We start from the raw sequence: 15,144 nt of genomic DNA on the forward strand, positions 1-15,144 counted from the left end.
TAGGGCTGAGTTACTGACTATTACACCCATGATAATTAGACTACCTCTGAAGTAGTGCTAATAGACAGAAGGTTTTGTTTTTTAAGAATTGTATTCAATTTACCCAACCTTGAGCATATACGATCTGTGAACCATTAAACATCTACCAATAGGAATAATGAATAATTGATTTTTGAATTTCAATAGATGCAAAAATCTAGCTAAAGACATATAGATATTTTTCCCAAAACAAATGAGATTATTGAGACAAATCAGAAAAATTACAGTTACACCATGATCACCAAATTTACAATGGACTCAACACGGCAGTTCCGCAATGCGGAGGTCAAAAATCAAAAATTAAGTAGGTTAAAAAGCTGATTAAGTCAGCTTTGCAACTAAGTAGGTTAGCATTGAAAATCGTCGTTATGGCACTAGGCAAGAGGCAATACTTCGACTTCGCTCAGTAACCAGAGGCAAGAGTGAAGAGGGTTTGGGCGATTTTACTTTTCGTTACATATTACTCTTCGAGAAGCCGCTCCGCGTCTACGGTTTTTTTCCGTTCACCTACTTACCTGCTCTAAAAACCAATTCATCCGCAGGAGGTAAGTGATCCTTATTTAGCAATTATTCCTACTCTTTAAGTTTAAATACTTACGCTAATGGTACATAATGTTTCCATGCAACTCTCACTAATGGGTGAGGACAGTTAATGAATTAGTAATTTACAATGTTTTTAACTGGATAAAGTATTTTATTTTATTTGGGAATAAATCTGCTAATTCAGCAAAAAATCATGTTGATTATTTGTACAATCTAGAGACTGTAAAAACAGAAATGCTGAACATAAATCTGTATTTAACAGCAAAAAGAAAAACCGATGGAAGAACCGCTAAAAATTTTAGTTGTAGAAAATGATCAGGTAGACGGCTTAATAGTAAGTTTAGCTCTGACTAAAACAGGTATTAAGATGGAAATTGATGAAGTTAAGGATGGGAGTCAAGCCTTCTTTGCCCTAATCCATAATCACTATGATTGCATATTTCTCGACTATCACTTACCAAATCAAGACAGCTTAACATTAATTCATAAATTACAATCTTCAGGGATTAAAGTTCCTTTAGTAATTCTCATAGATTCAGGAGATGAAAAAATAGCCCAAGAGTGGATAAAATTAGGTGCTACCGAGTATTTTATTAAGTCTAAATTATCTCCAGAAACCATAGCTCAAATGTTACGCAGTGCAATTCGTATTCACCATACGGAAATGCAGCTAAATTTAGCAAATCAACAGCTTAAAGAAAGTCGTGAACAGCTAATTTTACAGCAGAAAGAATTCACAGCACAGCAGCAGCATATTCAAGAACAAAACCTCAATATTTTGGAAGCATCCAGTTTAAAATCACTATTTTTAGCCACCATATCCCATGAACTAAGAACTCCCATGAATGCGATTATTGGATTTTCACAGATTCTATTACGTCCTAAATTTGGTGAATTGACAGATCAACAACTGGTCATGGTAGAGAAAATTCTCAATAATGGTAAAGAGTTACTGATCAAGATCAATGAAATTCTGGATTTTTCTCAGCTAGAATCTGGGAAATTAGCACTAAAGCCAGAAATATTGGATTTATCAGCAGTTGTTAGTAACGTAGTTACAGAAATCCGCCCCTTAGCTGAGGCCAAAAAGTTATCTTTGTTAGTCAAAACAGACTTAGAGAATACATCAGTATTTAATGATGCAGCCCGATTACGGCAAATTTTAACTAATTTACTGACCAATGCTGTTAAATTTACAGAATCTGGCAATATTTGGGTAGAAATTCGAGAAACACCTAAAAATCAAGTTACAATAACTGTTAAAGATACAGGAATTGGGATTGCTTCTCAAGATTTTCAAAACATTTTTGCAGCATTTCATCAAATTGATCAAGGTATCAGCCGTAAATATTCAGGGACAGGTTTGGGTTTGGCTATTATTGATTCACTAGTGGGGATAATGGGAGGAAAAATATGTGTTGAAAGTCAATTAGGAGTGGGTTCAACGTTTAAAATAGAATTACCCCGAAGAATCAATTTAGCAGCAGATTTAGGTAATGTAGTTTTTAGTTCTCATCAGCATCATTTTCATTCTGTATATTCCCCGAACAAAGCTGCAATGAATTATCCTCATATCAGGTTGTAGATTACCAAGAAGTTAACTATGTCTAATTTAAAAAAAGACCGAATTTTGTCTGTTGATGATGTCCAAGATAATCTCGATGTAGTGAGAACACTTTTAGAAAGTGAGGGATATCATGTTGATTCAGCTACCAATGGTCAAGCAGCTTTAGACAAAGTAGCAGAATTACCACCGGATTTGATTATTTTAGATGTGATGATGCCGGGAATAGATGGTTATGAAGTTACACTACGGATTCGGAATAATCCCGAAATCAACTATATTCCGATCTTACTCCTGACAGCTTATAACGAATCTAGCGTTGTTAAAGGTTTAGATGTTGGTGCTGATGATTTTATTTGTAAACCCTTTGAGACAGAAGAACTATTAGCAAGAGTGCGATCGCTGTTAAGATTAAAGCACAGTATTGACGAACAACGAAAAATGACACTACAGCGAGAAGACTTTGTTTCTCGTCTCACCCATGATTTACGTACTCCCCTAGTAGCCGCTGATCGAATGCTAAATTTATTTCTGCAAGAAGTCTTTGGTCAGATTCCTTCAGAAATGAAACAACCGATTCATGTGATGATTCGCAGTAATCAAAATCTTCTGGAAATGGTAAATACATTGCTAGAAGTTTACCGTTTTGAGGCTGGGAAAAAAACCCTCAACTTTGAATCATGTAACTTAACAACAATTGCGGCTGAAGTAGTCAGTGAACTAACTCCCCTAGCACAGGAGAAAAACTTAATTTTAAAATTGGATACCCATGAATTAAGCCCAACTGGAAATAATGGGGGCATAGTTAACGGCGATCGCTTAGAATTACGACGAGTGTTTAATAATTTAATTGGTAATGCGATCAAATTTACTGATACAGGTAGTATAGAAATTCGCATTTTTGAAACCTTATCCCCAATCAATCATCTTAGTGAAATAGTCATCGAAGTTCAAGATACAGGTTATGGCATTGCGGCAGAAGATCAGGGAACAATTTTTGAGCGCTTTCACCAAGGCCAGAATAAAAGATCAGGTAGTGGTTTAGGACTACACCTTTCCAGCCGGATTGCTGAAGCACACAGAGGTAAAATAGAACTTTTCTCCGAACTGGGTAAAGGTAGTATATTCACAGTCAAATTACCTAAAATCACTGAATAATTATTAATGAATGTGCTGCACTTCTAAAGTTGAGCATAGCTCAAATTTTCTACCTAGTAATCGGTAGATAATTGCTGCCAATTCCTCAATCATATAAGGTTTAGTGATGTAATCATCAAACTTTGCTTCTAGAATATGTTGTTTATCTTCACTCCCAGTTAAAACAGTAACAGCAACCACGGGAATATGACAAGTTAATGATTCTTGCTTTAGATATCGAATAACGTCTAGTCCACTCATACCTGGTAAAAAAATATTTAATAAAATTAAATCAGGTTGGTGTTCTTTCGCCATAAATACTGTTTTTGAACTTTCTTTTTGACAAATAGACTGACAACCAAGTAACTCAAGGGTATAACCCATTAGCAGTAGACTATCATCATGATTTTCTACCACTAAAATTAAAGGCTGTTGATGTTTTTTCCGTTTCTCATCACTCATGAATGAATGCGCTAGATACATCTCGTCTCCAGAGTAGTTAATGGGGAGTAGTGGTTTTTTTGGGCATAATAGACAAACTTGTAAATCCTCATTGGTTATTATCTCAACCGATTTGTAAGCATTCAGCTATCAGCCAAAAGCCAGAACAGCAAAAAAGAGGAAGTGTTAATTTCCTGTATTTCTGGATTAAAAGCTGTATCAGATGACAACTGACGGCTAAATCCTGACACCAATTTGAACAGGAAATAAAAATCCAGCTTTAATACTTTTAGCAGATATATTTTGATTATATGCAAAATTGTCAATAAATTTATTTAGAAAAATCAACAAATTCATAACTCGTGTAAAATAGTTGACACAACCTCTTTTTGTGTAATCTAGCAGGTTACCCTAAGAGGATGTTTGAAAAGTATCAGAATTAATTGAGATCCCCCCAACCCCCCTTACAAAGGGGGGCTAAATTCCTCAAAGTCCCCCTTTCCAAGGGGGATTTAGGGGGATCTGCGGGTGTCAGATCCCACACGAAAAAGTTTTCAAACAACCTCTAAGGACAGGCTACACCAACAGCGGTAGGCAGTAAAACCTTTTTGGTGTAATGCTATAGTATGTTACATAAATAAGTGTGATCAAAAAGTTGTGCATCATTGCCTGTTTCAACAGAGAATAATTTGACTATGGATTTTGACTATTTCCGAACCAACGAAAGTAATAACACCAATAAGAACTTTCAACACTTGTTATCTAGTGGTTGGCGGCCATTTCACAGAGATTTTGATTGGGAATACTTCGGTAAAATTTTATTTCATGATACTCAAGAATTAACCCAGAAAAGTATTAATTTAGCCAGCTATTATGCTGATGCTCTAGCGAGAAAAGAGTATGCTTGGTGGGCAAATATTTTAAATTTAGCTTCAGATTATACCCGTGGTGAATTCCAAAAATATTGGAATTATATTACACCAGATATGCTCACCCCAGAACATCGCCATAAAGACTTTTTGACAACAGAAACACCTCTCGTTCAATTTGTCAGTCGTAATAGTATTCCCATTGACTATGTTCTGAATCTTCTCCAAGAAATAACCGTTTTACGAGTTTTGAAACTATTAGAACGTCCTGATGTTATCACTCAATATTACTCAGAAAGAGACTTTTATTTCCCCGTTGAAAAATTTGTGAATTGGGAAAGGTTAGATGTAGTTAATACAGTTTATGCCTATTGGTCAGAACATGATATTTGGCTACAGATTGAAGCTTATGAAAGAGGTAGAAGAAACTACACTTTAAGCATATTCTAGCCTTATTAGATGGGACATTATACCAAAGCGTAATTGATGAATCTGTGATGCAAATGCAACAAAAATTAGTAATACTAATGACTTGTAATACCACAGGAAGATTAGATCCAGCCATGTTACGTAAAGGTAGGGTAGACTTAATCTGTGAGTTTAGCAAAAAATTTGTTTAATAAAACAAAAAACAAGAAACAAGATCCCCGACTTCTCTAAGAAGTCGGGGATCTAAATAACACTAATTACCTGCACTATGAATAAACAAGAACAACCAGTAACGCGATTATTTTCTCACCTAAAGTTTGATGATAATAAATTTCAACATCAACCTGGTAGTGTTTTTGGAAATACAGCTTTAATTGTCGGAACTACTATTGGGGCGGGGATTATTGGCTTACCTGCGGTAACTTTACCATCTGGGATTATACCATCTACAATCCTACTTATTACTGTATGGCTGTATGCTTTAATTTCCGGTTTATTAGTTGCAGAATTGACTTTAAATGTGATGAGAGTTGAGGGTATTTCTCATATAGGTTTATTAGCAATCATAGCCAAGATTCTCGGTAAACCAGGAGCGAGAATTGCCGGAATTGCCTATATATTTAACCACTATGCCCTCTTGGTGGCATATATGACTGAAGGTGGAAAAATTTTAATAACCACAGTTGATCAAGTTTGGGAATTAGAACATATTTCACCTCAGTGGGTAGGAACAGTAAGTTTTTTTCTAGTATTTGGTAGCCTAATGTATTGGGGTAAAGATAGATTAGTAGAAAAGATTAATGGTATATTTATTATTATTTTACTAATTGCTTTTTTCGGTTTATTAATATTAGGGGGAATGCAATTCCAAAACTCTCAACTTCTAGTCCAAAATTGGCAATCTATTGGTAATGCTATTGCTGTTATTTATGTAGCAATGTTCTTTCATAGTATTGTTCCATTGGTTGTAACTCAATTGGAAGGAGACATTCGCAAAATTCGCCAATCTATGATTATTGGTTCAGTGATTCCCTTGTTCATGTTTCTAGCTTGGAATGCGGTTATTTTAGGCTGCATGACTCCAGATATTTTATCGCATAATCTCGAAAATGAGAAAGTATTTGATCCACTGGAAATTCTGCGAACTGGTCAATCAGGAGAATGGTTTGCTGTGTTATTATCAATTTTTTCTGAATTTGCAATTGTGACATCATTTATTGGGATTACTTATGGGTTAACAGACTTTTTTCAAGATATTTCCATCATTACCAAAAGCGAAATTTCTCGTTTACCTCTCTATTCCTTAGTGTTGCTTCCACCTCTGAGTTTAGGAACATTTAATCCTACCATCTTTTTTCATGCTCTAGAATATACTGGCGCATTTAGTGCTTCCATTTTAGGAGGAATTATGCCAGCATTAATGAGTTGGAAACAAAGTCAAACACCAGAATTTACTAATGGTAACTATCAAACCCTAGTTCCTGGGGGAAAAATAACATTAATATTGATTATGGTCGGGGCATTATTTTTAATATGTAGACAAATTTTGGTAATATATCAATTCTAAAAATGAATAATTTTCGGTTAATGAAAATTAGCAAATTTCTGAGTAAGCTGATAAAAAGTGAATAAAACCTCTCTTATCGGATAATGACAAGAGAGGATTTGGAGCTAAAGTCCGGTAGGGTAATCGGGCTACTTAATATTTAATATTTATTCGGCTTGAATCCAGTCCCCCCTAAGATATATAAAATGATGATTATCATCTGCAATTGGTATCATTTACGAATTTGCATAAAAAAATCCCTTGTTTGTATAGTGCAAACAAAGGGATATACTGTTAAAGTTCGTCAGGTGATCGGAATATTTAATTATTTAATATTTATTGGGTACGTCTTGATTCCTCCATTGGGTAGATAAAAATTTGTGATATGAAGATATTGTTGTATATTTTTAGACTATTAACATAAATACATTTATTCATATATCATATTCATGAAGAAATCATGAATTTATCGGCGTTGCTGAATTGAGGTATGAAATTCCCAAATTGAACCTTTAAAACTCAAACCTCAGTGCGTCTTTGCGCCTTTGCGTGAGACTAAAATTCATACCCTTAATCAGCAACGCCCTAATGTGAAGGTCTACAATTTTCTGGTAAGTGAATTACATTTAATTTCGTGCAGAGACGTAAAGAGAAATCAAGAGTGTTAAAATCTAACTAAGACAATAGATGGAGTAACTCTGATGCTACAAGTTAAACATCAATTTCAAAGCTTTGAAGAATATTTATCTTATGATGATGGTACAGAAAAACTTTATGAATTGTTTAATGGAGAGTTAATTGAAATGCCCCCAGAATCAGGAATCAATGTGCAAATTGCTACATTTTTATTAATTCAATTTGTCTCTCTCTTGGGTCATAAAAGAGTGCGGGGACATGGTTTGGAATTGGAAGTCAGAGGAGAACCGAGAAACCGTTATCCTGACCTGACTATTATTCGAGAAGAGCATATTCAACAATTAGCAAATCGGAACACTATTCGCCTATCAATGCTACCACCTTTATTGGTTGTTGAAGTTGTTAGTCCTGGGGAATTACAAAGAGATAGAGATTTTATTGCCAAACGTCTACAATATCAAGATTGTGGTATTCCTGAATATTGGATTATTGACCCCCAAACCCAAAGCATATTAGTTTTAGAGTTAATTAACGAAACTTACACTGAAATGGGGATTTTCTCCGGTGATGATTTCGTTATATCTCCACAATTTAATAGTCTAAATTTAAAAGTATCACAAATTTTTGCATAAGGATAAACAAGAACATCCTGTTAATCCTGGTATGGCTTGCGCCACGCTACGCTACCAGATAATATATTCGTAGGGATAAAGCGTAATTCTCAACCCCTACCAGCTTTTTCACGTCAATTTACTCTTCATCCATTTTAGCCATTAACGCTTTAATTTGCTTATCTAAGCGAGATTGATTATACTTGGCAAAGCTACCTACTGAAATCTGCGATAACACACCTGCAACTGTGGTTAATGAACCATCATGGATATTACCAGTAAATACTAAACCGATACCTACTGAGATGAGGATGAGATGAACCAAAGAAGCGGTAAAGTTAGCAATTCAATTAAATCGGCCTTTACTATTAGAAGGTGAACCTGGATGCGGAAAAAGTGAACTTGCGCGCGCTGTATTTTATGAATTTAGTCAAAGAGAAGGAGAAAATTGGCATTTCCGACTGTGGAATATTCAATCAACTAGCAAAGCGCAAGATGGCTTTTACACCTATGATTATATTGGCAGATTACAAGCTGCACAAATAGCAAAATTAGAAAAATTAAAGAGTACAAACCCTGAAGATTATTTAGAATATGGTCCATTAGGTCATGCTTTTTTAGAACATGGAGAAACAGATAATATCAAATCTAGAAATATCGTCTTAATTGATGAAATTGATAAGGCTGATATAGACTTTCCCAATGATTTATTATTAGCTTTAGAAGACCAATGTTTTGAAATTAAAGATGTGCGTCCTCGACGGTGGTTAACAGCTAATAAAGATGCACCACCAATTATTTTTATCACTTCTAACCAAGAGAAAGAATTACCTAATGCTTTTCTCAGACGTTGTTTATATCATTATGTGGAATTTCCTGATAAAAAGGCATTAATAGATATTATCAATGGCAGATTTTCAGCACCTCCTGAAACATTAATAAATGCTGCAATTGGTCGTTTTTTGGCTTTGCGAGAAGATATGAATGATAACAAAGAAGAAACAGATAAAAAAGTCAGTACCAGTGAATTAATTGATTGGTTTCAAGTCTTAAACCTTCATATTTGGCAAGGTCAATCTATTACATCTATATTATCTAAATTTTCTCCACAACATACTCTAGTAATTATTATCAGTGATGCTGGCGCTGCGCGTGGCCGCACTGTACCCGATAGGTGGGAAGAAACTTATGATTTTATTACACAATTAATTCCTAAAACTAAAAAAATAGCTTGGTTAAATCCTTTACCCTCTTCCCGTTGGGTAGATAATACGGCTGAGGAAATAGCTAAAATAAATCCTTCAGTTCCTATGTTTGCTTTGGAGACTGGGGAGTTTCAAAGAATGGTGAAATGGTTATCAAGTCGAAACCTAACCCCCCAACCCCCTTCCCTCCCAGGGAAGGAGGAGGAAGAAAGAGGTTCTTCAGATGATTTATGGAATTATGGATTTGATGCTAATGGTAGAATAGCGGTATTTGAAAAATTATTAGGAAACTCACATTTAAAATTTGCGTCTTATGCTGCTTTTCCTTTGGTTTTAACTCCAGATTTACTTTATTGTTTATACCGTAAATTCTTCTATCAAACATCTGATCTTCTCTGGTATGTGGTTGCTGATTTATTATTATCAGATTTATGTCAACAGGTTGATTTTGAATTATATGAAATGGAACGAGAAGTGAGAAATGAATTACTCAAAAGATTTCCTGAAAGCAACCGCGAACAAATATTAAAAAAACTTTCGGATTTTCTGATTCAATATATTAGCCGCCAAGTTAGTAACCAAAATCAAAATAATGACTTAAATCAAGTGCAACAATGGGCAGCTTTGAGTTATGTTGAAAAAGGTAGTCAAGCTGCAAAGGAATTAGCGCGAAAATTACAACAGGCTTATTTAAGCAATAATAAAGGTGAGTTAGTGCGGTTATCGTCGGTAATTGAAACTTTAGCTGAACCATTAAAAGAAAACTATCAACCTTTACTGAAAATAGCACAAGGTTATCGTGCTGTTGTCAGGGGTGATGATAAGGGAGTAGAAGCAAGTCGGAAAATATTCAAGTCAGAAACTATTGAGGTTGAGGGAGTAAAGTTAAAACGTCCAGAAATTAATTTTGGAAAAGTCCGGTTACAAAGTTTTGATTTTGATGTCATTACTGTTAACCGTCGTGGTGAAGAAACGAAACGAGAAACTCAACAAAATTATTATTTTCAAGAAAGTCTTCCAGGAAATATCACATTAGACATGGTTGCTATCCCTGGTGGTAAATTCCTTATGGGTTCACCGGAAGACGAACCAGGAGGCTATGATGATGAAAGTCCCCAGCATGAGGTGACGGTACAACCTTTCTTTATGGGGAAATATCCTGTGACGCAAGCGCAGTGGAAAGCAGTCGCAACCAACTGTCCACAGGTAAACCGAGAACTTGAACCGAACCCGTCAAACTTCAAAGAAAATAAACAAGAAAATAATTTACCTGTTGAACAGATTACGTGGTATGATGCAGTGGAGTTTTGTGAAAGGCTCTCTCAACTGACTGGTAGAAAATATCGTTTACCGAGTGAGGCTGAGTGGGAATACGCTTGCAGGGCTGGAACGACGACACCTTTTCACTTTGGGGAAACTATCACAGGTAAGTTAGCAAATTATAGTGCTTCTATTATCTATGGTGAAGAACCTGAAGGTGAATATAGAGAAAAAACAACTCCGGTAGGTAGCTTTACAGCTAACGCCTTTGGGTTGTATGATATGCACGGGAATGTTTGGGAATGGTGTGATGATCATTGGCACGATGATTATAATGATGCTCCCACAGATGGATCGGCATGGATAGAATCCAATAGCGTTGAAGAGGGCGCAATACGGCTGCTGCGCGGTGGTTCTTGGTACGCCAACCCTAAGTATTGCCGTTCTGCGGATCGTAACGACTATTACCCAGGTTACAGGAACGACGGCAATGGGTTTCGGTTAGTAGTTTCCGGCGCAAGGACTCTTTAGTTCTTTACACTCTTGCCCTTTTGCACTTTACGCTTTTTTCTTTTCCCTTCTTCTGGTTGTCGCCTCTGGCGACTCGATTTTTTTGCTTTTAATTTTTGTAGTCTTGGCACGACTTACATATATTATCTATGAGGTATGGGGATTTGTCAAGTATTTTTTGTCTGAATCAGGATTTTCTGGTTACTGAGCGATAGCCTGCGTGGCGTAGCCATAGTCGAAGTACAGGATTTGATATTACTTAGGAATATGAATTAAATAAAGTGCAAAAGTAGGGTGTGTTAGCGACAGCGTAACGCACCATTTCAGGTTAAGTCAGAATTGCAGGTTATTAAATTTGCGTTCCTTACCTATTTGCAGAAAATATCAAATATGTATGAGGTGAAAATAACGTCTTGTGTAGGGGTTTAGTAAAACCTGTAGCCCGCCTGGGAATGAATTCCCAGTCTAATAGCAGAAGTCATCTGAAGATGACTAAGCATTAGAGGATGTTTGAAAAGTATCAGAATTAATCGAGATCCCCCCAACCCCCCTTACAAAGGGGGGCTAAATTCCTCAAAGTCCCCCTTTTTAAGGGGGATTTAGGGGGATCTGCGGGTGTCAGATCCCACACGAAAAAGTTTTCAAACATCCTCTTAGGAAAATTTATTAGTCCGTTTTAACGGACTTGAGCTATGAGACAGGGAATTTATTCCCTGACGGGTGTGGAAGCAAACAGATAAGCCATTTTTAACTTAAGTTGACACCAATGAGCTTTTGCTTTACCCCTACATTTGTACTGAGGATTGGGATATTTTTTGAGTAGAAATTCTTTAAACTCCAGTAATTCCTCATTACCCATGGTTACAAAATATTGAGCAGGTACACCAATGTGAAGAGAATGATCCAAATAATATCCACAAAGTGCCAATAAATTTCCGCCATTTCTATGCCTGTATGTTTAGTAGCAGAATAATGACCACGACGGAAAGAACGCCATAATACACCCAAAATTAATAACAATCCAATAAAGACGTGCAAACCGTGAAAACCGGTCATTAAATAAAAGCAATTCGAGAAAACATTGGTAGTGAATCCATAACCTAAGTTCATGTATTCATAAACCTGACCAGCTAGGAATACAGCCCCCATAATTGCGGTGATAAAATACCAAAACCGCATCCAACCCACACTATTTCTTTTAATTGCCATATCACCAAAGTGAATGACAAAACTACTAGAAACGAGGATGATCGTGTTAATGGCTGGGATAAATAATTCTACTTCTGTTCCTGCTGGTGGCCAAACTGCTGTAGTCCCTTTAAAAAACAAATAGGTGGCGAAAAATCCACCAAACATTAATGATTCAGAAGCGAGAAATGTGATTAATCCCCACACTCGTAAATCTGGATGTTCTTCATGCCCGTCGCTATGATGTTCAATTGGTGTAATTGCAGTCATATGATTATTCCTAGTATTTGGTTCTCAATTAGCTTCCTCACCCGTCTGGGAATAAATTCCCAGTCTCATAGCCCAAGTCCGTTAAAACGGACTAAAATTCCAATTTTCCAGTCGGGTTTAACCGACTTTTACTATTAGCCTTGTACTTGAGTACAAGGCGGATAAATTATGTTTGCGTTTCAACTGACGGGTTCTGTTAGCGATGATTTATCATGTCCATAGTCATAAGGTCCATGAGTAACAACGGGTAGAACTTCCCAGTTTTCAATGATGGGTGGGGAAGAGGTTGTCCATTCTAAAGTTAAACTTTCCCAGGGGTTATCACCTGCGAGTTCACCGTTTTTCCAACTGAAAATGGCGTTTAAGGCGAAGGGAATGACAGAAATACCCAAAAGGATTGCGCCAATGGTGCAAAGCTGGTTTAAGCTGGTAAATTGGGGGTCATACATGGCAACTCGGCGGGGCATTCCTTGTAACCCTAGTTTGTGCATGGGTAGGAATGTGAGGTTTGTGCCGATGAAGGTGAGGACAAAATGAACTCGTCCCCAGGTTTCGTTCATCATTCTGCCGGTGATTTTGGGAAACCAGTGATAGATACCTGCGTAAATCCCAAAGACTGAACCACCAAATAAGACGTAGTGGAAATGACCGACTACATAATAGGTGTCGTGAACGTGAACGTCAAAGGGGGCTGTTCCCATTGTTACGCCGCTTAATCCGCCCATGACGAACATGGAAAGTAATCCAATAGCGAATAACATGGCACTGGTGAAACGGATTTTTCCTCCCCAGAGAGTTGCTACCCAACCGAAGATTTTCACACCTGTGGGGACTGCAACTATGAGTGTGGAAATGGTGAAGAACATCCGCATCCAACCGGGTGTACCACTGGTGAACATATGGTGAACCCAGACGAATAAACCAACGACACAAATAGCGACTGTGGAAAAAGCGATCGCTTTATAACCAAATATCGGTTTTCGCGCATGGGTGGGAATAATTTCGGACATAATCCCGAAAATCGGCAGAATCATTAAATAAACCGCCGGATGGGAATAAAACCAAAATAAATGTTGGTAAATAACGACGTTGCCACCTGCATCTGGTTTGAAGAAGGATGTGCCGAAGTTAATATCAAATAACAGCAAAACTAAACCGGCTGCTAATACAGGAGTAGAGAAAAGGGCAAGGATAGAAGTTGCTAAAATTGCCCAACAAAACAGGGGAACTTGATCCCATTTCATGCTGGGAACTTTCATCATCAAAATGGTGATGACAAAGTTAAGTGAACCTAAAATTGAAGAAGTTCCTACCAAAACAATCGCTAAAATCCACATTGTTTGGGCGTTGTTGGCGGTAACTAGACTTAATGGTGGGTAAGCTGTCCAACCTGATTGAGAACCACCAAAGATAAAACTACCTAATAATAATAATCCGGCGGGGGGATTTAACCAAAAGGCGATCGCATTTAATTTAGGAAAAGCCATATCTCTAGCACCCATCATCAAGGGGACTAGATAGTTACCAAATCCACCAATTGCACTGGGAACAATCCACAAGAAAATCATGATTGTGCCATGATTTGTCATGAAGGCATTGTACAGATTTGGATCAAGAAAGTCCGAGTCCGGTGTGGCTAATTCGGCGCGAATGGCGATCGCCATTAACCCACCAATTAGATAGAATGCAAAGGCTGTCACCAAGTATTGAATCCCAATAACTTTGTGATCAGTATTAAATGTGAAATAATCTCGAACTTTCCAGGCTGGGGGATGAGAACTATGAGTAATCAGCCGGGTTGTTGATTCGCTTGCATCAGGTGGGGGATTAACTGGAAAATTTACTTGTGTCATATTTTTGTGAGTTGTCTTTTGTCAGTTTTCAGTTATTAGCTAATAATTACTAATGACTCATAACTAATGACTGAAGATTTGTTGGAGTTACTTCCAAATTTTGAATGTAGGGGTCAAGAAATTCTGACGGCGATAAATTCTCCAAATTCACAGCTATTATATGATTTATATCTTGATTTTCTGCAATCTGGTTTTCATTCATCCAAGCATCAAAATCTTGTTGTTCATGAACAATTACCTCTGTCCGCATTGAACCATGATAACCACCACACAATTCTGCACAAACTACCGGATAAGTACCAGTTTTTGTAGCTGTAAATCGCAGTTGTGTAGGAACTCCAGGAATAGCATCTTGTTTCAGACGAAATTGGGGAACCCAAAAAGAATGAATCACATCATCTGCGGATAAATTCAATTGCACATCAGCACCAACAGGAACGTGCAATTCTCCAGCAGAAATACCACTTACAGGGTAATTAAATAACCACGCAAACTGTATACCCTTAACATCTACAACCAAATCAGCCGGTTTATTTTTGGTTTGCGGATTTTCACCAATCCCAATATTAGCTATTTGACTAACATTCATAGCACCTGCTGACTCATGGTGAGGATGACTACCGACACCAAAACCACCCATTTGGTTATAAATATCAACACTATAAATACCTAAAACAATCACAATTACCGTAGGAATTGCCGTCCAAAAAATTTCTAAACTCAAGTTACCTTCTACAGGTGTACCATCAGAGTTATCTCCTTTGCGTCGTCTATAGATAACTAGAAACAGCAGAATCGTCCCTTCAACAATTAAGAAAAGAGCAACCGCAATTGTCAACATGAGATTGAAAAAACCATCTACCAAAGGTGCTTGTTGCGATGCTGCTTCCGGTAATAAATGATGATTTTGACCAACCCAGATACTGATAGGGGCTATGATCATCCCAGCTAACAGTGTCCACAGCGAAACAGGAACTTTTTGCATGAATGCTACCTGCTTTGTAAACATTAATAAAACAATAGTCAGTGAAGATAGACTTTGT

General features: G+C 37.0%; 10 protein-coding genes and 1 pseudogene. 6 read left to right on the top strand and 5 right to left on the bottom strand.

Features of this window, described 5'->3' with window-relative positions:
- Positions 1-859: 859 nt before the first annotated feature.
- On the top strand, positions 860-2,167 hold the full coding sequence (locus FJR09_RS16820; protein ID WP_168653224.1) for an ATP-binding protein: 1,308 nt from the start codon (positions 860-862) through the stop codon (positions 2,165-2,167).
- An 18-nt stretch (positions 2,168-2,185) separates the two neighbouring features.
- Entirely contained in the window at positions 2,186-3,304 is a 1,119-nt protein-coding gene (locus FJR09_RS16825; protein WP_168652272.1) for a hybrid sensor histidine kinase/response regulator, read from the top strand.
- Positions 3,305-3,307: 3 nt separating this feature from the next.
- On the opposite strand, the gene FJR09_RS16830 is transcribed toward FJR09_RS16825, so the two are convergent.
- The gene (locus tag FJR09_RS16830; protein ID WP_148763928.1) at positions 3,308-3,766 is read right to left on the bottom strand and encodes a response regulator; all 459 of its coding nucleotides are present in this window, start codon (positions 3,764-3,766) and stop codon (positions 3,308-3,310) included.
- Between the two features lie 653 nt (positions 3,767-4,419).
- On the opposite strand from FJR09_RS16830, the pseudogene FJR09_RS16835 reads away from it, so the two are divergent.
- From FJR09_RS16835 to FJR09_RS16845, 3 genes and pseudogenes are all read left to right on the top strand, one after another.
- A pseudogene (locus FJR09_RS16835) lies at positions 4,420-5,213 on the top strand (hypothetical protein).
- A gap of 77 nt (positions 5,214-5,290) precedes the next feature.
- The gene (locus tag FJR09_RS16840) at positions 5,291-6,589 is read left to right on the top strand and encodes an amino acid permease (protein ID WP_168653743.1); all 1,299 of its coding nucleotides are present in this window, start codon (positions 5,291-5,293) and stop codon (positions 6,587-6,589) included.
- A 680-nt stretch (positions 6,590-7,269) separates the two neighbouring features.
- The gene (locus FJR09_RS16845; RefSeq protein ID WP_168653742.1) at positions 7,270-7,836 is read left to right on the top strand and encodes a Uma2 family endonuclease; all 567 of its coding nucleotides are present in this window, start codon (positions 7,270-7,272) and stop codon (positions 7,834-7,836) included.
- A 118-nt stretch (positions 7,837-7,954) separates the two neighbouring features.
- On the opposite strand, the gene FJR09_RS16850 is transcribed toward FJR09_RS16845, so the two are convergent.
- Complete coding sequence (locus tag FJR09_RS16850; protein WP_168653741.1) at positions 7,955-8,140, bottom strand: hypothetical protein; 186 nt, start codon at positions 8,138-8,140, stop codon at positions 7,955-7,957.
- 19 nt (positions 8,141-8,159) lie between these two features.
- On the opposite strand from FJR09_RS16850, the gene FJR09_RS26220 reads away from it, so the two are divergent.
- Positions 8,160-10,811 (top strand): SUMF1/EgtB/PvdO family nonheme iron enzyme, encoded by a 2,652-nt coding sequence (locus FJR09_RS26220; RefSeq protein WP_371416438.1) that lies wholly within the window; start codon positions 8,160-8,162, stop codon positions 10,809-10,811.
- Positions 10,812-11,651: 840 nt separating this feature from the next.
- Here FJR09_RS26220 and FJR09_RS16860 read toward each other — a convergent pair.
- From FJR09_RS16860 to coxB, 3 genes are all read right to left on the bottom strand, one after another.
- A complete protein-coding gene (locus FJR09_RS16860; protein WP_015078454.1) occupies positions 11,652-12,248 on the bottom strand; it encodes a heme-copper oxidase subunit III in 597 nt (198 codons plus the stop codon).
- A 179-nt stretch (positions 12,249-12,427) separates the two neighbouring features.
- Positions 12,428-14,101, bottom strand: a complete 1,674-nt coding sequence (ctaD, locus tag FJR09_RS16865; protein WP_015078455.1) for a cytochrome c oxidase subunit I — start codon at positions 14,099-14,101, stop codon at positions 12,428-12,430.
- 49 nt (positions 14,102-14,150) lie between these two features.
- Positions 14,151-15,086 (bottom strand): cytochrome c oxidase subunit II, encoded by a 936-nt coding sequence (gene coxB / locus FJR09_RS16870; RefSeq protein WP_015078456.1) that lies wholly within the window; start codon positions 15,084-15,086, stop codon positions 14,151-14,153.
- Positions 15,087-15,144 lie beyond the last annotated feature (58 nt).

It is taken from the genome of Dolichospermum sp. UHCC 0406, assembly GCF_009712025.1.
Taxonomy (GTDB): Bacteria; Cyanobacteriota; Cyanobacteriia; order Cyanobacteriales; family Nostocaceae; genus Dolichospermum; species Dolichospermum lemmermannii.

What these genes read in the sequence shown, in the direction of transcription:
- ctaD (WP_015078455.1), bottom strand. Translation starts at nt 14,101, where the DNA reads ATGACACAAGTAAATTTTCCAGTTAATCCCCCACCTGATGCAAGCGAA.
- coxB (WP_015078456.1), bottom strand. Translation starts at nt 15,086, where the DNA reads ATGCAAAAAGTTCCTGTTTCGCTGTGGACACTGTTAGCTGGGATGATC.
- FJR09_RS16840 (WP_168653743.1), top strand. Translation starts at nt 5,291, where the DNA reads ATGAATAAACAAGAACAACCAGTAACGCGATTATTTTCTCACCTAAAG.
- FJR09_RS16845 (WP_168653742.1), top strand. Translation starts at nt 7,270, where the DNA reads ATGCTACAAGTTAAACATCAATTTCAAAGCTTTGAAGAATATTTATCT.
- FJR09_RS16820 (WP_168653224.1), top strand. Translation starts at nt 860, where the DNA reads ATGGAAGAACCGCTAAAAATTTTAGTTGTAGAAAATGATCAGGTAGAC.
- FJR09_RS16860 (WP_015078454.1), bottom strand. Translation starts at nt 12,248, where the DNA reads ATGACTGCAATTACACCAATTGAACATCATAGCGACGGGCATGAAGAA.
- FJR09_RS16830 (WP_148763928.1), bottom strand. Translation starts at nt 3,766, where the DNA reads ATGTATCTAGCGCATTCATTCATGAGTGATGAGAAACGGAAAAAACAT.
- FJR09_RS16825 (WP_168652272.1), top strand. Translation starts at nt 2,186, where the DNA reads ATGTCTAATTTAAAAAAAGACCGAATTTTGTCTGTTGATGATGTCCAA.